Annotated in this window: 17 protein-coding genes and 1 tRNA gene; 1 reads left to right on the top strand and 17 read right to left on the bottom strand. The window is 62.4% G+C overall.

The genetic code is table 11. The annotated features are described in order from the left end of the window. Window positions 1–35 precede the first annotated feature (35 nt). From B5G16_RS10755 to B5G16_RS10745, 3 genes are all read right to left on the bottom strand, one after another. The gene (locus B5G16_RS10755; protein ID WP_087263746.1) at window positions 36–1,253 is read right to left on the bottom strand and encodes a site-specific integrase; all 1,218 of its coding nucleotides are present in this window, start codon (window positions 1,251–1,253) and stop codon (window positions 36–38) included. Between the two features lie 249 nt (window positions 1,254–1,502). Then, window positions 1,503–1,578, bottom strand: a tRNA-Gly gene (locus B5G16_RS10750). A 147-nt stretch (window positions 1,579–1,725) separates the two neighbouring features. Continuing rightward, complete coding sequence (locus tag B5G16_RS10745) at window positions 1,726–2,997, bottom strand: aminotransferase class I/II-fold pyridoxal phosphate-dependent enzyme (protein WP_087263745.1); 1,272 nt, start codon at window positions 2,995–2,997, stop codon at window positions 1,726–1,728. Window positions 2,998–3,589: 592 nt separating this feature from the next. On the opposite strand from B5G16_RS10745, the gene B5G16_RS10740 reads away from it, so the two are divergent. Beyond that, on the top strand, window positions 3,590–4,135 hold the full coding sequence (locus tag B5G16_RS10740) for a hypothetical protein (protein WP_087263744.1): 546 nt from the start codon (window positions 3,590–3,592) through the stop codon (window positions 4,133–4,135). Between the two features lie 177 nt (window positions 4,136–4,312). On the opposite strand, the gene infC is transcribed toward B5G16_RS10740, so the two are convergent. The 14 genes from infC to B5G16_RS10670 form a co-directional block, all read right to left on the bottom strand. After that, a complete protein-coding gene (gene infC, locus B5G16_RS10735; protein WP_087263743.1) occupies window positions 4,313–4,837 on the bottom strand; it encodes a translation initiation factor IF-3 in 525 nt (174 codons plus the stop codon). Window positions 4,838–4,978: 141 nt separating this feature from the next. Next, window positions 4,979–6,931 carry a threonine--tRNA ligase gene (thrS, locus tag B5G16_RS10730; protein WP_087263742.1) on the bottom strand — a complete coding sequence of 651 codons (1,953 nt, stop codon included), beginning with the start codon at window positions 6,929–6,931 and terminating at the stop codon, window positions 4,979–4,981. A gap of 88 nt (window positions 6,932–7,019) precedes the next feature. After that, entirely contained in the window at window positions 7,020–8,111 is a 1,092-nt protein-coding gene (gene pdxA, locus B5G16_RS10725; protein ID WP_087263741.1) for a 4-hydroxythreonine-4-phosphate dehydrogenase PdxA, read from the bottom strand. A 152-nt stretch (window positions 8,112–8,263) separates the two neighbouring features. After that, window positions 8,264–9,019 (bottom strand): RNA methyltransferase, encoded by a 756-nt coding sequence (locus B5G16_RS10720; protein ID WP_087263740.1) that lies wholly within the window; start codon window positions 9,017–9,019, stop codon window positions 8,264–8,266. Beyond that, on the bottom strand, window positions 9,016–9,939 hold the full coding sequence (locus B5G16_RS10715) for a ribonuclease Z (protein WP_087263739.1): 924 nt from the start codon (window positions 9,937–9,939) through the stop codon (window positions 9,016–9,018). Before B5G16_RS10715 ends, B5G16_RS10720 begins: the two co-directional genes overlap by 4 nt. Window positions 9,940–9,943: 4 nt before the next feature. Further along, on the bottom strand, window positions 9,944–10,366 hold the full coding sequence (locus B5G16_RS10710; protein WP_087263738.1) for a hypothetical protein: 423 nt from the start codon (window positions 10,364–10,366) through the stop codon (window positions 9,944–9,946). Window positions 10,367–10,387: 21 nt separating this feature from the next. Further along, window positions 10,388–11,320, bottom strand: coding sequence for a thioredoxin-disulfide reductase (trxB, locus tag B5G16_RS10705; RefSeq protein ID WP_087263737.1), 933 nt, complete (start codon window positions 11,318–11,320; stop codon window positions 10,388–10,390). 76 nt (window positions 11,321–11,396) lie between these two features. After that, window positions 11,397–12,371 (bottom strand): WG repeat-containing protein, encoded by a 975-nt coding sequence (locus tag B5G16_RS10700; protein ID WP_087263736.1) that lies wholly within the window; start codon window positions 12,369–12,371, stop codon window positions 11,397–11,399. A 2-nt stretch (window positions 12,372–12,373) separates the two neighbouring features. Then, on the bottom strand, window positions 12,374–13,231 hold the full coding sequence (locus B5G16_RS10695; RefSeq protein ID WP_087263735.1) for a vWA domain-containing protein: 858 nt from the start codon (window positions 13,229–13,231) through the stop codon (window positions 12,374–12,376). A gap of 24 nt (window positions 13,232–13,255) precedes the next feature. After that, window positions 13,256–14,986: a DUF4954 family protein gene (locus B5G16_RS10690; RefSeq protein WP_087263734.1), complete on the bottom strand. Its 1,731-nt coding sequence runs from the start codon at window positions 14,984–14,986 to the stop codon at window positions 13,256–13,258. A 68-nt stretch (window positions 14,987–15,054) separates the two neighbouring features. Continuing rightward, a complete protein-coding gene (locus B5G16_RS10685) occupies window positions 15,055–16,260 on the bottom strand; it encodes a WG repeat-containing protein (protein ID WP_087263733.1) in 1,206 nt (401 codons plus the stop codon). Window positions 16,261–16,394: 134 nt separating this feature from the next. Further along, the gene (locus B5G16_RS10680; protein ID WP_087263732.1) at window positions 16,395–16,961 is read right to left on the bottom strand and encodes an FKBP-type peptidyl-prolyl cis-trans isomerase; all 567 of its coding nucleotides are present in this window, start codon (window positions 16,959–16,961) and stop codon (window positions 16,395–16,397) included. Between the two features lie 184 nt (window positions 16,962–17,145). Then, entirely contained in the window at window positions 17,146–19,977 is a 2,832-nt protein-coding gene (gene gcvP / locus B5G16_RS10675) for an aminomethyl-transferring glycine dehydrogenase (protein WP_087263731.1), read from the bottom strand. A gap of 50 nt (window positions 19,978–20,027) precedes the next feature. Next, window positions 20,028–21,656, bottom strand: coding sequence for a sulfatase (locus B5G16_RS10670; protein ID WP_087263730.1), 1,629 nt, complete (start codon window positions 21,654–21,656; stop codon window positions 20,028–20,030). Window positions 21,657–21,691 lie beyond the last annotated feature (35 nt).

Raw genomic sequence — 21,691 nt, 5'->3', positions numbered from 1 at the left:
CCTCGCCGCCGCATCTTCGTTTTTCAAACGCCGGTTTATGCCGTCAGCACCTTGCCGATACGACGCATCTCACGGCTGATGTTCGCCTCGGAAATCTTCGCGTAGCGCCGCGTCATGTTCGTATTCGTATGGCCCAGAATCTTGGCGATGATATCGATCGGCATCCCGTATTCAATCGCCAGCGTAGCGAACGTATGGCGCGCCAGGTGCGTGGTCAGATGCTTGGAAATCTGACAAATATCCGCTATCTCCTTCAGGTAGGCGTTCATCTTCGTATTCGACGGGACGGGCAGCAGTTTGCCCCGTGCCCGACAGTTGGCGTCATCGCGGTACTTCTCCAGCAGGGCCGCCGCCTGCGGAAGCACCGGAACACGGCTCATCACCGAGGTCTTTTCCCGCGGCTTATGGATCCACAGTTGCCCCTCCTCGTCCGTCGTGAAGTGTTCCCGCCGCAGATGGTCGACATCCGTGAAGGCCAGTCCCGTCAGCGCGCAGAAGCAGAAGACATCCCGGATGCGGTCCAGACGCTCGTTGGGCATCTGTCTCCTTAGCAGCAGGTCCAGCTCCGCTTTCGTCAGCGGCACCTTGACGTTCGTCTTGTCGATCTTCATCTTATAGTAACGGAAGGGATTTTTCTCGATCCATTCGTTGCGGACCGCATAGAGCAGGAAGTTTTTCAAACAGCAGAGCAGATTGACCGCCCCATTGTTGTGGCAGTTGTAGGCCGTCTGCATGTAGGTGTTCAATCCATCGACGTAGGCGTAGTCGACCGTCTCCAGCGGAAGATCCTCTTTGTGGTAGATATCCCGGATATATTCAGTCATGTAGCGCAGCAGGCGGTGGTACTTGTTGGCCGTGAGCTGCGTGATACGGGTGCCAACCTCCTGCTGCCGTTTCTCGCAGTATTTACCGAACTCCGCCAGCACCATCCGACTCGATGAGGCGGAGCCCAGCAGCTGTTTGACGGCAAAGCAGGTCGGCGTCCTGTTCTCCTGGATCAGGCGGTCATAGGCAGCAAGGATAGAGGCCCGGTAGCTGGCGACGATGCGGTTGATCTGCTGGTCGACCTCATCCTTGTAGAGCGAGCGTTCGAGACGCTGGTTCCAGCGTTCCGGCTCAATCTGGCATTGTGTATAGATTTCGGTCGACTGACCGGTCGTAGTGATACGGGCATAGATCGGGGCCTTGCCCTTTTTCGTGACTTTGGTCTTCTTGCAGAAGAAGACGACGCTGAAGGTGGTTCGTGGCAACATGGCTGCTTGGTTTTTGGATAAATTAAACGTCTTCAGCACTGGAATGTTGCAGAGTAAAATGATGCAAATCAGCGAAATAGAGCTAAATCGTGACCTGTTTTCGGTCCGAGCAAAAAAGGTCACGATGAAGGCCTGAAATACTTGCTGCCTTTTGCGTCAACAAGAGTGGGAGAATATAAGAAAAAGCCTTGCATATCGCTGATATACAAGGCTTTTTGCTTTCTATCGAGGTTTCTTTCTGGCCCCCTCTGGAGCGGAAAACGGGACTCGGACCCGCGACCTCAACCTTGGCAAGGTTGCGCTCTACCAACTGAGCTATTTCCGCAATATGTATCCGAACTCGTGCTTCGAGACTGCAAATATAAACCGAATTTTCGATTCCGCAAAATTTTTCGTGACTTTTCCAAAAAACAAAACTCCCCGGTCGTACAAAGACCGGAGAGTTCCGTTGGATAATGATTCAGCGTGCGGTTTAGCGAACCTTGAATCCCTCGTCGGCACGCATCGGGATCGGCAGCGAAGCGTAGTATCCGCTTTCGAGCTTGCTCCGCACGGCCTTGAAGGCCTCGATCGTCACCTCTACGTCCTCCAGCGTGTGGGCGGCCGTCGGAATCACGCGCAGGATGATTTCGCCCTTCGGGATCACCGGATAGATCACCATCGAGCAGAAGATGCCGTGGTTCTCACGAAGGTCCACAACCAGGTTCGTCGCCTCCTGAATGCCGCCTTTCAGGAAGACCGGCGTTACGGGCGAGTTGGTTACGCCGATGTTGAAGCCGTTCTCTTTCAGGCTGCTTTGCAGGGCGCGGACGATCTCCCAGAGTTTCTGCTGGAATTCCGGGTGGTTGCGGATCAGATCCAGACGCTTCAAGGCGCCGATGACCATCGGCATCGGCAGCGACTTGGCGTAGAGCTGCGAGCGCATGTTGTAGCGGAACAGGTTGATCAGCCAGCGGGGACCGCAGACAAAGGCGCCGATGCCGGCCATCGACTTGGCGAAGGTGTTGAACAGCACATCCACACCGTCGACTACGCCGAAGTGCGAAGCCGTACCGCGGCCGCCCTCACCCATCGTACCGAAGCCGTGGGCATCGTCGACCAGCAGACGGAACTGGAAATCCTTCTTCAAAGCCACGATTTCGTCGAGCTTGCCCAGGTCGCCCTTCATGCCGAACACACCCTCGGTGATGACCAGCACACCGCCGTTCTGTTCGTCGGCGAGTTCCGTGGCGTGTTTGAGTTGGAGGCGGAGCGACTCCATGTCGTTGTGCCCGAAGACGAAGCGCTTGCCCTTGTGGAGGCGCAGACCGTCGATGATGCAGGCGTGAGCCTCGGCATCGTAGACGACCACGTCACGCGGGGTCAGCAGGCAGTCGATGATCGAGATCATGCCCTGATAGCCGAAGTTGAGCAGGAAGGCATCCTCCTTGCCGACAAATGCGGCGAGTTCGCGTTCGAGCTGTTCGTGATAAACGGTCTGGCCGCTCATCATGCGGGCGCCCATCGGGGCTGCCATGCCGAATTTGGCGGCGCCTTCGGCGTCGGCCTTGCGGACTTCGGGATGGTTGGCCAGTCCGAGATAGTTGTTCAGACTCCAGTTGAGCATTTTCTTGCCCCGGAAAGTCATGTGGGGACCGATCTCGCCCTCGAGCTTGGGGAATGCGTAATAGCCGTGGGCATAAGCCATGTACTGACCGATAGGTCCGCCGGCATTTTTTTCCAGACGTGCAAAAATATCAACCATATTGTTTTTGTAATTAAGTTTATGTGCCTTTTTTCGTTTTGGACGCGCAAAGGTACAAATAAAACGAATTTTGCAGTCAAAAGTAGCCGTTTTTTATTCCATGGAGATACGCATTTATACCTATTTTTCAAGGATTCAGCCGCCGGCAGCGGAAGGCAACCGGCGGCAAACGTCGTGAAATCTACGACGGTTACGGACAACGCCGGACGACCCGGACCGGATGTATTCCCGTGCGGCGGCTGCGGCGGCTGCGGGCTGGCGGAAGAGGCGTCGGTGGAGATCATCCTTGCAAAGAAGATGAAAACGGAAATATTTCGCTATATTTGCCCTTGTAATCTCAAAGGGGATTGCGACATTTTACGCATTGCACGAAAGTGTAAGTTCTATTCCTGACGAACGAAATCTGGTAAATTTTATTCAAGACGGGAGTAGGCATGGTTATTTCTGCGTCACGGTTCGTGGCGTGGAATTGTGTCCTATTTAGTCTTGAAGGTTTACCAGAGCCTGTTCGTCGAGGTAGGATTTCAGTTCCACGCTTTCTTTTTGTATGAATGGCTCCGATGGGACTGCGGGGCTTGAAAAACAGGATTTTATGAAAGATCTTTTCAAATTCGGACGGTTGCTGGTTGCGGCGGCTGTCCTGACGTGTGCGGCGGGCTGTTCGGACGACAAGGACGGGTCCGGCGGCGGCCCGGAACTTCCCGATCCCGAAGGTACGGTATTGGTCTCGATGAGGTACAGTACCAAAGATACCTACACTCATTCTTATGGGGGCTCCTATGTTTATTTTCAGGAGTATCCCGTATCGATTCCCGATTTTACCACAATACGTCTGACCTCTTCGGGGACGTTGAAAGGAGGAACTTTTGGGGGCATTATTACTGATAATTGGGATGAGCAAACCACAAATGGGACCAAATTCGTGACGATCGGCAAAACGAACGGCCTGGCAGCCGTGACGACCATCCCGCAGTCCGGTTGGGCCGAAGAAGTTGCGGCGCTGCCCGGATATGGCTGCGTGGCCGAATACAACGGTGTTTACTGCCGGATTTACGTGGTCGATTATATGCTCGACAACGCGGGAAACCGTATCGGGGTCGTTCTGAAATATCAGGCCCCTTTCACTCCTGAACCGTAATCTTCGAGGTTTATGACCCTTTGGGATTAATCGGCGGATGCGTAACCCGCCGATTTTTCGTTCGCGGCAGCCCTCAATGACAACCCCCGGAAGATTCTCTCCTCCGGGGGTTGCACTCCTATACGATCCGGTCCGCTTCCTCCCTTTCGCAGGGCGGCCGGCGGCCGGTGCAGCCTGCTACTTTTTCGACTTCGGGGCAAGCATCATGTTCATCTTCTTGCCGTCGAGCTTCGGCATCATCTCCACCTTGGCGACATCTTCCAGATCGGTGGCGAAGCGCAGCAGCAGGATCTCGCCCTGCTCCTTGAAGACGATCGAACGCCCGCGGAAGAAGACGTAGGCCTTGACCTTGGCGCCCTCTTTGAGGAAGTTCTGGGCGTGTTTGAGCTTGAAGTTGTAGTCGTGGTCATCGGTCTGGGGTCCGAAACGGATCTCCTTGACGACGACCTTCGTCTGATTGGCTTTCAGCTCCTTGGCCTTTTTCTTCTGCTGGTAGAGGAACTTCTGATAGTCGGCGATGCGGCATACGGGCGGTTCGGCCTTGGGCGAGATCTCGATCAGGTCGAGTTCCAGCTCGTCGGCCAGCCGCAGTGCGTCGCGGATCGACATCACTTGTGCCTGGGGGACGTTGTCGCCCACCACGCGAACTTCCGGCGCCGTAATCTGTTCGTTGATGCGGTGCGGATTCTCCTTTTCGGGCATCCGGCGTCCGTGAGGGTTGTTGCCCGGTGCGGGTTTCGGTCTGTTATTCCCGGGGTTGAACGGCCGCGGCGGGAATGGTTTCGGTGCTGCGATAGTTGTATGTGTTTAAGTTAATAATGTGTTGTCTCTCTGTGCGGGAGATCAGTTTTTGACGATCTTGTTGGCCTCGACCTCCTCCTTGACCAGCCCGGTCAGGAAGTCGCGGAAGGCCTCCATCGACATCTGACCCTTGTCGCCTTCGCCCTGTGCGCGGACCGAGACCAGTCCTTCGGCCTCCTCCTTCTCGCCGACGATCAGCAGGTAGGGGATGCGTTTGAGCTCGTTGTCGCGGATCTTGCGGCCGATCTTTTCGTTGCGGTCATCGACCTCGGTGCGGACGTCGTAGCGGTTCAGGAACTCGGCGACGCGCTGTGCATAGTCGTTGAACTTCTCCGAGATGGGGAGCACGACGACCTGCTGGGGCGAGAGCCACAGCGGGAATTTGCCGCCGGTATGTTCCAGCAATACGGCCACGAAACGCTCCATCGAGCCGAACGGCGCGCGGTGGATCATGATCGGGCGGTGGAGTTTGTCATCGGCGCCCTTGTAGGTGAGGTCGAAACGCTCCGGGAGGTTGTAGTCCACCTGGATGGTGCCTAACTGCCACTTGCGGCCGATGGCGTCCTTGACCATGAAGTCGAGTTTCGGGCCGTAGAAGGCGGCCTCGCCGTACTCGACGACCGTCGTGAGACCCTTCTCCGCAGCGGCCTGCATGATGGCCGACTCGGCCTTCTCCCAGTTCTCGTCCGAACCGATGTATTTCTCCTTGTTGTTGGGGTCGCGCAGCGAGATCTGGGCCGTGTAGCTGTCGAATTTCAGCGTCTTGAAGATGTAGAGCACGATGTCGATCACACGTTCGAACTCTTCGAGCAGCTGGTCGGGGCGCACGAAGAGGTGTGCGTCGTCCTGCGTGAATCCGCGGACGCGGGTCAGTCCGTGGAGCTCACCCGACTGCTCGTAGCGGTAGACCGTGCCGAACTCGGCCAGACGCACCGGCAGCTCCTTGTACGAACGGGGTTTCGAGCGGTAGATCTCGCAGTGGTGCGGGCAGTTCATCGGTTTGAGCAGGTACTCCTCGCCCTCGATCGGGGTGTGGATGGGCTGGAACGAGTCCTTGCCGTACTTGGCGTAGTGTCCCGAGGTGACGTAGAGCTCCTTGTTGCCGATGTGCGGGGTGATGACCTGCTGGTATCCGTACTCCTTCTGGACGTTGCGCAGGAACTGTTCGAGTCGGTCGCGCAGTGCGGCGCCCTTGGGCAGCCAGAGGGGCAGACCCTGACCCACGCGCTGCGAGAAGGTGAAGAGTTCGAGGTCCTTGCCCAGTTTGCGGTGGTCGCGTTTCTTGGCCTCCTCCATCATGGCGAGGTACTCGTCGAGCATCGACTTCTTGGGGAACGAGATGCCGTAGATGCGGGTGAGCATCTTGTTCTTCTCGTTTCCGCGCCAGTAGGCTCCGGCCACGGAGGTCAGCTTGATGGCCTTGATGTAGCCCGTGTTGGGGATGTGGGGACCGCGGCAGAGGTCGGTGAAGGCGCCGTTGGTATAGAAGGAGATGGTTCCGTCCGCGAGGTCGGTGATGAGTTCGACCTTGTACTGGTCGCCCTTCTCGGTGAAGGTCTTCAAGGCTTCGGCCTTGGGGACTTCGCGCCGGATGAGCGGTTCCTTGTTGCGGGCGAGTTCCACCATCTTGTTTTCGATCGTCGGAAGGTCGGCTTCGGTGATGGGCGTCGGGCTGTCGACGTCGTAGTAGAAGCCGTTCTCGATGGCGGGGCCGATGCCGAACTTGATGCCCGGGTAGAGGGCTTCGAGGGCTTCGGCCAGCAGGTGCGACGACGTGTGCCAGAAGGCGTGCTTGCCCTCCTCGTCGTCCCATTTGTAGAATTTGATCGAGGCGTCGGCGTCGATCGGGCGCATCATGTCTACCGTAGCGCCGTTTACCGAGGCCGCCAGGGAGTCAGCAGCTAAACGAGGGCTGATGCTCTCTGCGATCTGGTAGGCAGTTGTCCCTTCGGCGTACTCGCGTACGGAACCGTCGGGGAATGTGATTTTGATCATAAAATTTTATATTAAAATTTTCGGGGCCTTCGGCGCTTCCACAATTACGAGACGGAATACGCCTCCGGTTTGCCCGGTATTTTCGTATTTATTCTTTATCGGCGGCCGGGCGCTCTTTCGATGCGGCGTCACGGTTCGACTTCTCGCGTTCGGCGCGCGGCAGCGGATTGGACGACCATTCGCTCCATGCGGCCCGGTTGCGGACGATGTCGATAGCCGTGTAGATGGCGTTGCGCATCGACTGCGGATCGGCCTTGTCCTTTCCGGCAATGTCAAAGGCCGTGCCGTGGTCGGGCGAGGTGCGCACGGCCGCGAGTCCGGCCGTGAAGTTCACGCCGTCGGGCGAGAGGCTCTTGAAGGGTGCGAGCCCCTGATCGTGGTACATGGCCAGGATGCCGTCGTACTTGGCATATCCGCCTCCGGCGAAGAGCCCGTCGGCGGCAAAGGGTCCGAAGGCCAGCACCCCTTCGCGGAAGGCCTCGACGATGGCCGGGCGGATGATCTCCTGCTCCTCGCGGCCCAGCAGCCCGCCGTCGCCGGCGTGGGGGTTGAGGGCCATGACGGCGATGCGGGGCTCCACGACTCCGAAGTCCTCGATGAGCGAGCGGCGGAGGATGCGCAGATCCCCGACGATCTTCTCCTTCGAGATGCTGGCGGCGATCTCCGAGACGGGGATGTGCTTGGTCACGAGCCCCACGCGCAGCACGTCGCTGCACATGATCATCATCGACTCGCCCTCCAGCTCGGCGGCGAGGTATTCCGTATGCCCCGTGTACCGGAAGTCGTCCGACTGGACGGTCTCCTTGTCGAAGGGTGCGGTCACCAGTGCGTCGAGTTCCCCGGCCTTGAGGTCGCGCATGGCGGTGCGCAGGGCCTCGACGGCGGCGCGCCCCGCTTCGGGGGTGGGTTTCCCGGGCTGCACTTCGGCCATTTCGCCGCAGGCGACCAGGTTGATCTTTCCGCGCCGGGCCTCGGCGGCCGAGGCGACGGGCACGTAGGAGAACTGCTCGATCTCGGCGATGGCATTCCGGTGGCAGGCAGCAGCCCGGGTCGATCCGTAGATGACGGGTGTGAAGAACTCCGTGATGCGCGGGTCGGCGAGGGCCTTGATGATCACCTCCCAGCCGATGCCGTTGGGATCGCCCTGCGTGATGCCTATTCTGAATTTCTGTTCGGTCATAAATCGGTTCTTCGTTGCCGCCCGCGGGAATTCGCCCGCGGGATACGCGCCTGTGCGCTAATTGCAACTGTTACAACTTACAAAGTTATAAAAATTCGGAATATGCAATGCTTCGGGAGGGGATAAAAATGCGAATTCTGCCGCCGGAACTTCTATTTTGCGCCGCGGAGGGCGGTCCGGCGCCGGAATTCGGCGCAGACGATGCCCGTGGCCATGGCGACGTTGAGCGATTCCGAGCCGCGGCGGCCGGCGGGCCAGGGCGGGATGAAGAGTTTGCGGGTGACGCTCCGTGCCACGGCTTCGGTCACGCCGCGGCCCTCGTTGCCCATGACGACGATCCCCGTCGGTGAAAGTTCCTCGGTGTAGATATTCTCCCCTTCGAGGAAGGTCCCGTAGACGGGAATCCCCCCGGCGGCAGCCTCCGCGAGGAGCGGCGCCAACGGCGTGTAGTGCACCCTCACGCGCAGGATGGCGCCCATCGTGGCCTGTACGACCTTCGGGTTGAAGCAGTCGGCCGTGCCCTCCGAGCAGAGGATGTCCCGAATGCCGAACCAGTCGGCCAGCCGGATGATGGTCCCCACGTTGCCGGGGTTCTGCACCTCGTCGAGCGCCAGGGTGAGCTGCCCCCGCAGGTCGGCGGTTTTCAGCCCGTAATGCGGGATCTCGACCAGCGCCAGCGAGTTCGAGGGGGTTTTCAGCTGCGAGAGACGCTCCATGTCGCGCGGCGCGACTGTCTCGACCTCCTCTCCGGCGAAGATCCCCTCCAACGCATAGATCTTCCGCACGCGGAGGTGCGACGCGCGCAGTTCGCCGATGAGCTTCTCGCCCTCGGCCAGAAAGAGTCCGTGTTCCGCACGGCCGCGCTTGTCGGCCAGCGAGCGGACGAGTTGGATTTCGGCTTTCGTCATGGCTCCTTTTCAATGGTGTAGGTGACGCCCTCGGTGGCGGGCCACGTCTCCGGGAACAACGCCCGGGCCTCCTCGACCAATACACCCTCGTCCTTGTAACGCGACGAGTAGTGGCCGATGACGAGCCGCCGGGCTCCGGCTTTCAGAGCCGCTTTCGCCGCATCGACGGTCGTCGAGTGGCCCCGGTCGCGAGCCGACCGCTGTTCGGCGGCGGCGTACGTGGCTTCGTGGTACATCAGGTCGACCCCGGCGCAGAGCCCGGCGGCGCGCGCCGAGAAGTTCGTATCCGAGAGGTAGGCGTACGACCGCGCCCGGTAGGGGCGGTAGGTGAGTTCCCCGTTGGGGATCACCTCGCCCGTCTCCGTCACGATCTCCTCGCCGCGCTTGGCGGCGGTGATCTGCGCGATCGAGAGCCCGTATTTCACGATCTTGAACTTGTCGACATTCAGCGGCGGCTCCTTCTCGCGGAAGAGGAACCCGGCGCACGGCACCCGGTGGCGCAGCGGAATGCTCCACACCTCGACCGTGCGGTTTTCGAAAAGCAGGGCGTGCTTCGTGGTCCGTACCTCGTGCCATACGACCTCGTAGGGGAGCTCCGCGTCGAAGAAGCGCAGGTGCGTTTCGAGCATCTCGCCGAACGGTGCCGGGGCATAGACGTCGAGCGGCGTGCGGCGCCCGTAGAGCCCCAGCGTCGAGATCAGCGGGAAGAGCCCGAACACATGGTCGCCGTGGAGGTGCGAGATGAAGACGGCGCGGATTTTCAGCGGGTTGATGCCGCAGCGGATCAGCTGCTGCTGCACGCCCTCGCCCGCATCCACCAGATAATGCTGCTCGTGGATGTTCACCGCCTGCCCCGAGGGGTGGCGGCTCGGGGTGGGCTTGGCCGAGGCGCAGCCGAGGATGGTTACCGCGAAGCTCATGGGGCTATTTCTTGTTCTTGTACTTGATGAATGTTGCTTTCAGCCGATACGAAACCCTCTCGTCGCGTTTGGTTGTCGCCGTGCGGGTGCTGCTGCCGTCGCTGTTCTGTTCGATATGCTCGGTGGTCGTGTAGGTCGGGCTGGTGACCGATTGACCTATGCCTTCGAAAACCACGGCGTCGGCACCCTTCTCGCAGGCCTCTTTCTCAATGACGCTTTGCGCTTTTTCGAGTGTGCCGAAGAGGTGGGGCGTTGCCAGGATGTGGCCCATGGTCTCGTAACCTTCGGGCACGTCGTTCCAGCTGAAAAAGAGTTCCGGAGAGTTGGTTGCCGGATAGGCCTTGCCGATGTAGGTGGTCTCAACAGCACAGGATCCGGTCGCACAGACAGCGCACAAGGCGCCCAGAAACATCGGAATGCGTTTCATCGTATTATATTTTTTGTGGTTTTATCGCAGCAGGAATCGTTCGCAGTCCAGGGCGGCGACGCAGCCCGACCCGGCGGCCGTGATGGCCTGGCGGTAGTGCGGGTCCCTGACGTCGCCGGCGGCGAAGACGCCCTCGACCGAGGTCTTCGAGGTGTTGTCCTCGACCTTGATATACCCCTCCTCATTGAGATCGAGCTGTCCGGCAAAGAGTTCCGTATTGGGATGATGCCCGATGGCGAGGAAGAATCCGGCGATGTCGATCGTGCGCTCCACGCCGTCGTTGCGGCGCAGCAGGGCGCCCGTCACGCCCTGTTCGTCGCCCAGCACCTCGACGGTGTTGTGCTCGAAGAGCACCTCGATGTTCGGCGTGTTGAAGACCCGCTCCTGCATCGCCTTCGAGGCGCGCAGGAAGGGCTTGCGGACGATCATGTAGACCTTGCGGCACAGCGAGGCGAGATAGGTGGCCTCCTCGCAGGCCGTGTCGCCGCCGCCGACCACGGCCACGTCCTTTTTGCGGTAAAAGAATCCGTCGCACGTGGCGCAGGCGCTGACGCCCTGCCCGCGGAACTTCGTCTCGGAGGGCAGCCCGAGGTATTTGGCCGTGGCGCCCGTCGAGACGATGAGCGTTTCGGCCAGCAGCTCCTTTTCGCCGTCGACCTCCACGCGGAACGGGCGCGCCGAGAGGTCGACCTTCGTGACGGTGCCCGCACGCAGATCGGTGCCGAGGCGCTCGGCCTGCTGACGCATGCGTGCCATCAGTTCCGGGCCGTCGATCCCTTCGGGGAATCCCGGGAAGTTCTCGACCTCGGTGGTCGTGGTGAGCTGCCCCCCGGGTTCGATGCCCTCATAAAGCACCGGAGCGAGGTTGGCGCGCGACAGATAGATGGCGGCGGTATATCCGGCAGGTCCGCTGCCGATGATCAGTACCTTGATCGTTTCCTGATTGTTTTCCATGGTTATTGTCCGTTTTTGCTGTTCTTTCTTTTCGTGATTCGGGCGGCGGACGATTCTGGCCGTTGCCCCTGCGTCGTCAGGTCCGGGCTTCGCGCTCCCCGAACTCTGACTGCTGACGTCCCAGATAGTCGAATTCGGCCCAGAGCCCCTCCTTGCGGACGAAGACGTTGCTTTCGACCGGATCGTAGTCGATGATTTCGTAGACGGGCGGGATGATCCAGTTCCCCTGCCGGTCGATGAGTCCCATGCCCGTTTCGGTTTCGACCTCGGCGCGCCCTTCGTGGAAACTGCAAGCCCAGTGGAACGTCGAGGGGATGACCACGCGGTTCTCCGTGTCGACGAAGCCCCATCCGGAGTCATCCTCGACACAGGCCAGCCCTTCCGAGACGGGGTAGACCCATCGGTGTCCGGTGAGTTTCCGCAGCGGGTTGTACTCCGTTTCGACGTCCGAGACCCGCATCGGGTCGGAGTGGCGGAGAACCTCCTCCCGCAGGGCGTCGAAGGCAGGTTCGTCGATTTCGCACCGTCCGAAGCGGGCGTCGTGGTAGCGCAGCGGAATGAAGCGGTCGCCTACCCACCGGAGGTTCGTCTCCCGGAGGTTTCCGTGTGCGAAATCCAGCTCGCGGAGCGCTTTTTGGAGTTCGCCGAGTGCCGAGAGCAGCCGATCGGTGGGGAGTTTCCCGAGCGCCTCCCGGAAGGAGATTCCGTCGGGCAGGTGCTGGATCAGCAGGTCGCAGCGCCGCTCCTCGCCCGAGGGCCCGTACCAGCGCATCTCGCCCGGCAGGATGCGGCAGGGCGTGAGCCAGTCGCTGTTGAGGCGCCCGATGCGCGAGACGGTTCTTTCGATCGAGAGGATGGCCGACGACGACAGCGGCAGCGAAAGCAGCCAGCGGTGTCCCTGCCACTCAATTTCGGTATCGGCGAAGCGGGTCGTGCGCATGAGTTTCGGAAGCCCGTCCGCACCGACGACGGCCCGGGCGTCGGCCAGTTTGTCGAAGACGAGGTCGGGCGTCAGCAGCGCCCGGGTAAAAGTTTGGATCGTAGGAGTCATGGCTATTCGGTCTTTACGCTGATGGAGCCGATGTTGAGCATGGCGATGAGCTGTTCGGCCGAAGCGTTGTAGCTCATGCCGCGGAAGGGCGGCATGGCGCCGGGCCCTTTGGCTTCGCGGATCGCCTCGTTGAAGACTTCGGGCATGGGGCTCGAACATGCGTAGAGCAGCGAGGCGTACCGGTTGGGGTAGGCAGCCTCCTCCTCCGAGGGGAAGAAGACGGCCTGCTGCGAATCGCCTGCTGCGATGTGGATGTTGATCAGCAGCACGTTGCCGTCGCACGTGCGGAGCGCGCGGATCCGTTCGCAGACCGCGCGCAACTCCTCCTCGTCGCAATCCGTGGCCTCGCCGTCCGTGATGTTGAAGATCGTGGGCGGGAAGCTCTCGGCGTGCTCCGGCCGGCGGCACCACGCCTCGGCGATCTCACAGGCCTGATCCAGCGCCTGGTGCATGGGCGTCTGCCCGGCGGCTTCGGGGAAGACCCACGCCGGCGTGGGGATCTCGCGCAGCGAGGTGCTTCCGTCCGGCAGGTGGCATTCGATGACTTCGCGCCGCATGGTGACCTCCCGGGCGGCGAGCTCCGCGACGGAGATCATCTCCCGGTTGTCGGGCAGCAGCGAATAGACCTCGTCGTTGCCCGAGTAGGTCAGGACCGCGATGTCGTAGTAGTCGCGGACGCCGTCGTTGCGCCGGGCGCGTTCGATCAGTTCGAAGATCAGCGCATTGGTGATCGAGGCGACGGCTTCGGCCTTGGTTGTCCGCCGTCCGCGGAAGAGAATCTCTTCGGTCATCGAGCCCGAGCCGTCGATCAGAAGGATGAAGGCGGTCCGATGGGTTCGTGTGATGCTTTGCGTATACATGGGTCGTGACGTGTTTTCGGGTTTTTATTTCAGGCCGCGCACGGCGAAGTAGTCCTCGCGTCGCACCTCGTCGCGGTCGTCGTCGAGTCCGTAGCTGACGGCCATGTCGAGCGAGCTGTCGCGGTCGCGGTCGGCATCGGTCGTGCGGCGCATGGCGGCATGGGCGTTGTGTCCGGCCGCGATGGCTTCGTTCATCTCCGCGGCGGTGGGCGTATGTCCCAGCAGGGCGGTATAGACGTCCATGGCCCAACTGTGGGCGTAGTCGTCGTAGTGGACGTCGAAGACCCGGAAGCGGTTGTCGATGGCCGGCAGGCCGGCGAGTTCGCCGCGGTCCACGGCGTCGAGGATCTCCGTGACGGCGCGGTGCGTGATGTACTGCCCGGCCAGATCGGCCCAGCGTCCCGTGCCGTCATACCGTGGGTTGGACTCCCCGCGGTCGAGCAGGGCGCCCAGCGCGGCCACGATGGCGCGGTTGTAGAGTTTCAGCCCGCGTTGGAGCGAGGCGCTGCGGATCAGTGTCTTGTTGTAGGTGTAGACCGCTGCGTCGGGGTCCTGCTCCTGCAAGGTGTGGAGGATATTCACGGCCTCGATCATCGCCCCCGTGACGTAGGGGTTGTACTCCGCGAAGTCGATGACGTCGCGGCGGACGGTCCGGCGGTCGCGGGCCGGCCACTTCTCGATGTCGCGCACGGCACCGTAGCTGGTGAGGTTCGATCCGGGCATGAGGTGGCTGCGCCCCTCCTTCTCGATCAGATAGGAGTAGGGGAAGGCCGAGGTGTCGTGGTGGTAGGAGTGGTGCCCCATGACCATCGTGAAGGCCCCTTCGAGGGCCGGGGACATGATGTAGGCTCCGGATGCGAACTTGCAGCCCCGCAGGTGGACCGACTGATGGACGGCGCCGCTCTTGAAGAGGTGGTTGCTCTGGTTCGAACCGCTGCCGGCGTTGAAGAAGGAGAACATCCCGGCGATGAGCAGCGACGACTTGTGGTGCGAGACGGTGTAGGGGCCGGCGAAGATCGAGGCGGCTTCGCCGTTCTCGCAATGGGAGTTGGCGAAGAAGAGCGACTCGGCGGCCGAGAAACCCTTGTCGAGGATGCAGCTCTCGCCGACGAAGCAGCGTTCGACGATCGAGCCGTTCCCGATGCGGGCTCCTTCGGCGGCGATGAAGTCGTAGGCCTTGACGTCGACGCCGATGCGGACGCCGTTGCAGAGCGTGGCGTTTTCGAGGGCCGAGGCGCCGTCGATTTCGACGTCATTCCCGATGCGGACCTCGCGGATGAAGCGGGCCCCGACGATGCGGCAGTTGCGGCCCACGTCGCCGATCTCCGCCGAGCGGCTCTCGGCATGGGCGTCGATCATGCGTTCCAGCGCGGCGATGGTCTGCGGGCGGTGGCGGTAGACGGCCATGACGTAGGCCACCTGGGCCGACATCGTGTCGAAGATCCGGACGGTGCGCCCGCCGCATTCGTTCATCGTGGCGACGCCGACGCCGTTTCCGAAGGCCGAGCGGTGCCGGCATTCGAGGGCCGTGACGCTCTCGACGAGCGACCCTGCGCCGATCCGGTAGTTGCGCACGCGCGAGCGGATCACGCGGGCTCCGGAGGCGATCTCGACCATTCCCTCGAAATGGCTTCGGAGCAGCTGCTCGGGTCGGAAATCCTCCGCGACGCGTATCTGCGACCACTCCTCGGCCGAGTTGCCGAGGACTTGCAGGGCGGCGATTTCCGTTGCGGTCAGGGTTCTCATGGCTGTCATGTTTCGTAAGTTCCGGCTTCGGGCTGCGGCGAGTCCCCTGCCGATCCTGCAAAGATAATGAATTGCGTTCAAAAGTCAAATTCGCGACCCGAGCGGTCGATTTCGAACCGTTTCCCGTCGCGTTCGGCCTGTGCGCGGCCGTTGCGGAAGGGCTTCACCCACCGGCATCCGGGACAGCTGATCCGGACGCGGCCTTCGGGGTCGATGAAGTGCCACGTGCGGCCGAGCAGCACGGCGGCAAGCCCCTCCGAGAAGTCGAAGCCGCTGTCGTAGAGCGGCGGTACGACCACCCGCCGTGCGGTCCGGTAACCCCAGCGCCCGTTTTCGGCGAAGAGTTCCGGAACCTCCGGGTCCGGAGTTCCGCCGGTCCGTTTCCGGTCCGGGACCTCCTCCTCCGGATCGCTGTCGGCCGGGCTCTCCGCGCTCTTTCGGGCGGCTTCGGCAAGCAGTTCCGAAAGCCCGAAGAGTTGCAGACCGGGAGCCTGCAACAATTGTGCAATGCGATACGGACCGGCCATTCCCGCCCGCTCGAAAAGGCAGAATGTCTCCTGCAAGGCGGCATCGGCTGCGATCTTCCGCGGGTCGTAGAGCAGCATGTCGGGATTTCCGTAGCGGTCCCAGAGCGTCGGGTCGACGGCCAGCGCGTGCAGGGCCGTGGAGATCAGCGCCGCGGGATAATCGTCGAGCCGCTCGTTGAAATCCGCCGGCGTGCGGGCCGGATGCTGGTAGGCGGCCGTTCCCAGCTCGGGGCTTGTCTCGCCGGCGAACTGCGGCAGATACATGGCGTCGAGATCGATCGGGTGGAGGTGCCCCGCAGCATCGACCAGAATGTTTTCGGGTTTCAGATCGCCGTGTGCCCGGTCGTCGGCGACCATCCCGGCGGCGAGCCGGTCGAAGGCCGCGGCCAGACGGGCCAGCCGTTCCGTATCGCGGAGCACGGCGGCTTCGGTGATCGCCTCGTGGAGGTTCATGCCTTCGATCCACTCTCCGAGGACGACGTCCACCCAGACGCCGCTCTCGGGCGACGTGTAGAGGTAGAGCTCCCTTTCGAGCAGGCGATCTCCGTAGATCTCCCGCAGATGGCGCTGCGGCCGCAGGTAGCACCGCAGCGTGCGGATCCTTCCTTCGCGGCGGATGCGGAAAACGGCCGCGGAGTTTCCGACGTGGAACTCCGGGCGTCCCGTTTCGTCGCGGCATACGTCCAACTCTCCCAGCGTGCGGGTCAGTCCGCAGGGATCGTCGAGGGTCATCAGGTATTGGCGGAGTGTGAACATGGGGCGTATGGCCGTGGGGTTTCGGAGTTTCGGGCGGATCGACGGGTCGGACGGCGCATTTGTCGGTCGGCCCGGGGAAAGAAAAAAACCGGATTGGAAACCCGGTTTTTCGCATAGTCTGTGCCGCGTGCCGGTCAGTGGCAGGAGCAGTGTCCGTCGTGGTCGTTGCAACCGCAGCCGCAATCGTCCCCGCAGTCATCTCCGCAACCGTGGTCGCCGCACGAACCGCACGAGCAGTGTCCTTGCAGATCTTCGGGCGTGACGTCGCGCACCGAGACCACCTCGACCTCGAAGTTCAGGGTCTTGCCGGCCATCGGGTGGTTGAAGTCCATCTTGACGTGCTCGTCGCCGACCTCCTTGACCGTACCCATCATGCGGTTGCCCTGGGCGTCGCTCATCGGCACCTGGCTGCCCACGAAGAGGATGTCTTCGGCCAGTTTGCCGTCGACCATGAAGATGGTTTTCGGCAGGTCGACGATCGCCTCGGCGATCACTTCGCCGTATCCGTCCTTGGGTTCGAGCGTGAAGGCCACCTTGTCGCCGGGCTCCTTGCCGAGGATCGCCTCCTCGAATTTCGGGAGCAGCATGCCGGTTCCGAAGATGAATTCCAGCGGCTGTCCCGGACGGGACTGGTCGGCGATCTGTCCGTCGACGGTGAGTTTGTAGTCCACGCCGACCATCTTGTTCTGTTCTGCTTTCATATCTTTGTCTTTGAATGTTTGTTTTCGCTGGTTTTGGAGCCTCCAAAGGTACGTACTTCGGGGCGAGTTGCCAAATTCTCGGGCAAAATTTTCACCGAACGACACCCTGAAAACATCGTGCCGAATCCGACAAAAACGGCGGCAGGAATCCCCGCCGCCGTTTTCAGTGCGTTCCGCCGCCCGTTCAGTCGCAGTTGCGGCAGCAGAGGTTGCGGTCTCCGTAACCGTTGTCGATCTTCGAGACGTAGGGGAAGAATTTCGCCGTGCGGACCCATTCCAGCGGGAAGGCGGCCTCCATGCGCGAGTAGGGGTGTGGCCACTCCCCGGCCAGTTCGACGGCCGTATGGGGCGCATTGACCACCACGTTGTCCTTCCCGCCGGCGGCGGCCGCCGTCTCGCATTCGCGCTTGATCCGCACCAGCGCCTCGATGAAGCGGTCCATCTCCTCCTTGGGTTCCGACTCGGTGGGCTCGACCATCAGCGTCTCGTGCACCGGGAACGAGAGCGTCGGGGCGTGGAATCCGTAGTCCATCAGACGGTGAGCGATGTCGCCGCAGTCGATGTCGTACTCCTTCTTGAAGTGGGTCAGGTCGAGGATCATCTCGTGGCCCACGCGGCCCGTTTCGCCCGAGTAGTAGGTGCGGTACTCCGCTTTGAGGGCCGACGACATGTAGTTGGCGTTGACGATGGCCATTTCGGTGGCGCGGCGCAACCCCTCGGCGCCGAGCATCTTGATGTAGCCGTAGGTGATGGGCAGCAGCAGGGCCGAACCCCACGGTGCCGATGCCACGGCCGTGATGCCCTCCTCGCCGCCGGTGGCGACGATCGGGTGGGTCGGCAGGAAGGCTTTCAGGTGCTCGGCCACGCAGATCGGACCGACGCCCGGACCGCCGCCGCCGTGGGGCATGGCGAAGGTCTTGTGGAGGTTCAGGTGGCAGACGTCCGCCCCGATGTATCCGGGGTTCGTCAGGCCCACCTGTGCATTCATGTTGGCGCCGTCCATGTAGACCAGACCTCCGGCGTCGTGCACCGCGTCGACGATCTCGCGGATGCGGCTCTCGAAGACGCCGTGCGTCGAGGGGTAGGTCACCATCAGCCCGCACAGCTCCGAACTGTACTCCCGGGCTTTGGCTTCGAGGTCGGCGACGTCGATGTTGCCGCGCTCGTCGCAGGCCACCGTGACGATCTTCATGCCGGCCATCGCCGCCGAGGCGGGGTTCGTACCGTGGGCCGAGGCGGGGATCAGCACGACGTTGCGGTAGCCCTGACCGCGGCTCTGGTGGTAGGCGCGGATCACCATCAGCCCCGAATATTCGCCTGCGGCGCCCGAGTTGGGTTGCAGCGAGCAGGCTGCGAATCCGGTGATCGTGGCCAGGTCGTGTTCCAGTTCGGCGATCAGTGCCAGATAGCCTTCGGCCTGATCCGCCGGGGCATAGGGGTGCATGTTCTGGAATCCGGCCAGCGACAGCGGCTGCATGAGCGCCGCGGCGTTGAGCTTCATGGTGCACGACCCGAGGGAGATCATCGAGTTGGCCAGCGAGATGTCGCGCAGTTCCAGCTGTTTGATGTACCGCATCAGGGCGCTCTCCGAACGGTAGCGGTTGAAGACCGGCTCTTGCAGGTAGGCCGACTGGCGGCGCAGCCCGACGGGGATGCAACTTTCGGTGACGGCCTTTACGGTCTTGGCTTTCCGGCCTTTGGCGGCGGCGAAGATCCCGATGACGGTCTCGATCTCCTCGGGGGTGGTCACCTCGTCGAACGACATGCGCACCTTCCCCTCCGAGGGATAGAAGAAGTTGATGCCCTCGTCGAGCGCGAGCGACTGCACGACAGCCGCTTCGGCCTCGACCTCCAACGTGTCGAAGAACGCCTTCGCGGTGAGTTTGTAGTCCAGCGCTTCGAGGGCGCGGGCGACGGTCGCGGCGGCCAGGTGGGCCGTCCCGGCGGCGCGGCGCAGCCCCTCCGGACCGTTGTAGACGCAGTAGAAGCCGACCATCGAGGCCATCAGTGCCGAGGCGGTGCAGATGTTCGACGTGGCGCGTTCGCGCTTGATGTGCTGCTCGCGCATCTGCAACGCCATGCGCAGGGCCTTGTTGCCCAGACGGTCGACCGAGACGCCGATGATGCGCCCCGGCATGTTGCGCTTGAAGGCTTCGCGCGTGGTCATGTAGCCGGCGCTCGGACCGCCGAAGCCCATCGGGGTGCCGAGGCGCTGGGTCGAGCCCACGGCGATGTCGGCGCCCCATTCTCCGGGGGCTTTCAGCAGCGCCAGCGCCAGTGGATCGGCCACGGCCGTGACGAGCGCCCCCTTGGCGTGGGCCGCCGCGGCGAAGTCGCCGTAGTCGCGGAGCGAGCCGTCGGCGGCCGGATACTGCACGACGGCCCCGAACTCGCGGCCCGTGAATTCGTATTCGTCGTATTCGTCGATGATGAGCTCGATGCCGAAGGGTTCGCTGCGCGTGAGCAGCACGTCGAGCGTCTGCGGGAAGAGGTTGCGGTCGACGAAGAGCTGGTTGCGGCCCTCCCTGACGGCCTCGCGCGAACGCAGGGCGAACATCATCAGCATCGCCTCGGCAGCGGCCGTGCCCTCGTCGAGCAGCGAGCAGTTGCCGATCTCCATACCCGTGAGGGAGATCAGCGCCGTCTGGAAGTTGAGCAGGGCTTCGAGGCGTCCCTGCGAGATCTCGGCCTGATAGGGCGTGTAGGAGGTGTACCAGGCGGGGTTTTCGAAGACGTTCCGTGCCACGGCAGCTGGCACGGCGCACGGGTACCATCCCATGCCGATGAACGAACGCAGCGTGCGGTTGCGGTCGGCCAGCGCGCGGATGTGGGCCGCGAACTCGTATTCGCTCATCCCCTCGGCGGGCAGTGCCAGCGGTTTTTTCAACCGGATGGATTGCGGGATGACCTGTGCGATCAACTCGTCGACCGAACCCACGCCGATCACGTCGAGCATGGCCCGGAGATCCTTTTCGTTGTTGACGCCGATGTGGCGTCCGGAAAATTTGTCGAACATATTTTTGGTGTTAGCTGTTTGTTGTTTCCGTACTTGTCCGGACGGCGGATTCATTGTCCGTCGCTGCTTTTTGCCGTGCGCGGGCGCATCTTCCGGAATGCCTCGTCGGGCCACGGACAGGGCGCACCCGTCGCCCGGAACGAGGGGCGCTGGGCGTCGGCTTCGCGCAGCCGCTTCGCGAGCCGTCCGGCCAGCCGCCGCACCACCTCCGGATGCTCCGCCGCCAGATCATGCTGCTCGCCGATGTCGCGGCGGATGTCGTAGAGCCGCAGCCGGCCCGTCTCCCAGGTGTAGATCAGGTGGTAGTCTCCTTCGAGCCAGGCCGAATAGGCCCCGTAGCCCTCCTCCTGATTCTGGGTCTCGCCCCAGAGGTTCGGGAAGTGCCAGACGATCGGACGCTCATACCGTTTGGCGGGGTTGCGCAGCACGCCGGCGAAACTGTGCCCGTCGGTCTTCTGGCGGGTTCCGTATCGCTTCACGCCGGCCATTTCGAGGATCGTCGGGAAGAAGTCCTCAATCATCACCGGCTGGTCGCACGTCGTGCCGCCCCGCGTCACGCCGGGCCAGACGACGATCATCGGCTCGCGGACCCCGCCGAGGAAGGCCGAGCCCTTGCCGGCCCTTGCCGGCCAGTTCGGGTCGCGGTTCTCCACCCCCTGCCGGACGTTGTTCAGCCCCTGCCCGCCGTTGTCCGACATGAAGAGGATGATCGTGTTGCGGGCCGTTTCGGGGTGCTGCCCGAGGAAGTCGAGCAGGTCGCCCAGACTCCGGTCCATCCCCTCGACCAGTGCGGCGTAGCGCGTCTCGCTCTCGTTGAGCGGGGCGCCGAGCTGTGCGTCGCGGCGGCCGCGGTAGTGTGGCGTGAAACGGACGTCCTCCTCGTAGGGGGCATGGACGGCATAGTGTGCCATATAGAGGAAGAAGGGCTGTCCGCGTCGGATGGGCTCTTGCAGCGCCCCGATCGCCTCGCGCGTGAGCACCTCGGTCAGGAAGAGGTCCTGACCGTAATACTTTTCCAGTCCGAGGACCTCCTGTGGCGTACCCTCTCCGAAGTTCTTGCGGGCCAGGTAGCTGCCCGGAGCGCCGTTGGCGCCGCCGGCGATGTTGACCTCGAATCCCAGCGTCCGGGGGTCGGCCCCGGGGGTGGTCTTGGCTCCGAAATGCGCCTTGCCGCAATGGATCGTGCAGTAGCCGTGGTCGCGCAGCAGTTGCGGGAGTGTCGTCACCGGCGTGGCGTTGCGCGTGTTGTGCGGCGAGGCCGCCGTGTCGGGCTGGATGCCGTTCCAGTGCCAGTCGGGGAGTTCGAGCACGTCGCTCGCCGCATCGGTCGCCCGCCCGTAGTCGAGCGTCCAGTTGGTGACGCGGTGCCGGGCGGCGTTCATGCCCGACAGCAGGCTGCACCGTGAGGGCGAGGAGATCGCACAGGCGTAGGCCGCCGTGAAACGCACGCCCATTTCGGCCAGCCGCTCCATGTTGGGCGTCCGGTAACGGTCGTTGAGCGGCGTGCGGCATTCGTGGAAGGGCACCGAGGTGTCCTGCCAGCCCATGTCGTCGACCAGAAAGAGCACGATGTTCGGCGGAGCGGTCTGTTCCGTTGCGGTGTGCGGGGTTTCCCCGGCCTCCGAGCCCTGTGCGGCGAGCGGGAGTGCGGCGAGCGGGAGGATCAGGCGGCGGTCCATGACGGGTAGCGGTATGGGAGGTGTTTCGGACTCAT

It is taken from the genome of Alistipes sp. An66 (assembly GCF_002161445.1).
Taxonomy (GTDB): Bacteria; Bacteroidota; Bacteroidia; order Bacteroidales; family Rikenellaceae; genus Alistipes; species Alistipes cottocaccae.
This window is presented reverse-complemented; position numbering and strand designations above follow the sequence as displayed.

Coding starts and splice junctions, on each gene's coding strand:
- B5G16_RS10740 (WP_087263744.1), top strand. CDS start 3,590: ATGAAAGATCTTTTCAAATTCGGACGGTTGCTGGTTGCGGCGGCTGTC.
- infC (WP_087263743.1), bottom strand. CDS start 4,837: ATGCCCGAAAAGGAGAATCCGCACCGCATCAACGAACAGATTACGGCG.
- B5G16_RS10690 (WP_087263734.1), bottom strand. CDS start 14,986: ATGACAGCCATGAGAACCCTGACCGCAACGGAAATCGCCGCCCTGCAA.
- B5G16_RS10695 (WP_087263735.1), bottom strand. CDS start 13,231: ATGTATACGCAAAGCATCACACGAACCCATCGGACCGCCTTCATCCTT.
- pdxA (WP_087263741.1), bottom strand. CDS start 8,111: ATGACCGAACAGAAATTCAGAATAGGCATCACGCAGGGCGATCCCAAC.
- thrS (WP_087263742.1), bottom strand. CDS start 6,931: ATGATCAAAATCACATTCCCCGACGGTTCCGTACGCGAGTACGCCGAA.
- B5G16_RS10755 (WP_087263746.1), bottom strand. CDS start 1,253: ATGTTGCCACGAACCACCTTCAGCGTCGTCTTCTTCTGCAAGAAGACC.
- B5G16_RS10680 (WP_087263732.1), bottom strand. CDS start 16,961: ATGAAAGCAGAACAGAACAAGATGGTCGGCGTGGACTACAAACTCACC.
- B5G16_RS10720 (WP_087263740.1), bottom strand. CDS start 9,019: ATGACGAAAGCCGAAATCCAACTCGTCCGCTCGCTGGCCGACAAGCGC.
- B5G16_RS10670 (WP_087263730.1), bottom strand. CDS start 21,656: ATGGACCGCCGCCTGATCCTCCCGCTCGCCGCACTCCCGCTCGCCGCA.
- B5G16_RS10700 (WP_087263736.1), bottom strand. CDS start 12,371: ATGACTCCTACGATCCAAACTTTTACCCGGGCGCTGCTGACGCCCGAC.
- B5G16_RS10745 (WP_087263745.1), bottom strand. CDS start 2,997: ATGGTTGATATTTTTGCACGTCTGGAAAAAAATGCCGGCGGACCTATC.
- B5G16_RS10685 (WP_087263733.1), bottom strand. CDS start 16,260: ATGTTCACACTCCGCCAATACCTGATGACCCTCGACGATCCCTGCGGA.
- trxB (WP_087263737.1), bottom strand. CDS start 11,320: ATGGAAAACAATCAGGAAACGATCAAGGTACTGATCATCGGCAGCGGA.
- gcvP (WP_087263731.1), bottom strand. CDS start 19,977: ATGTTCGACAAATTTTCCGGACGCCACATCGGCGTCAACAACGAAAAG.
- B5G16_RS10715 (WP_087263739.1), bottom strand. CDS start 9,939: ATGAGCTTCGCGGTAACCATCCTCGGCTGCGCCTCGGCCAAGCCCACC.
- B5G16_RS10710 (WP_087263738.1), bottom strand. CDS start 10,366: ATGAAACGCATTCCGATGTTTCTGGGCGCCTTGTGCGCTGTCTGTGCG.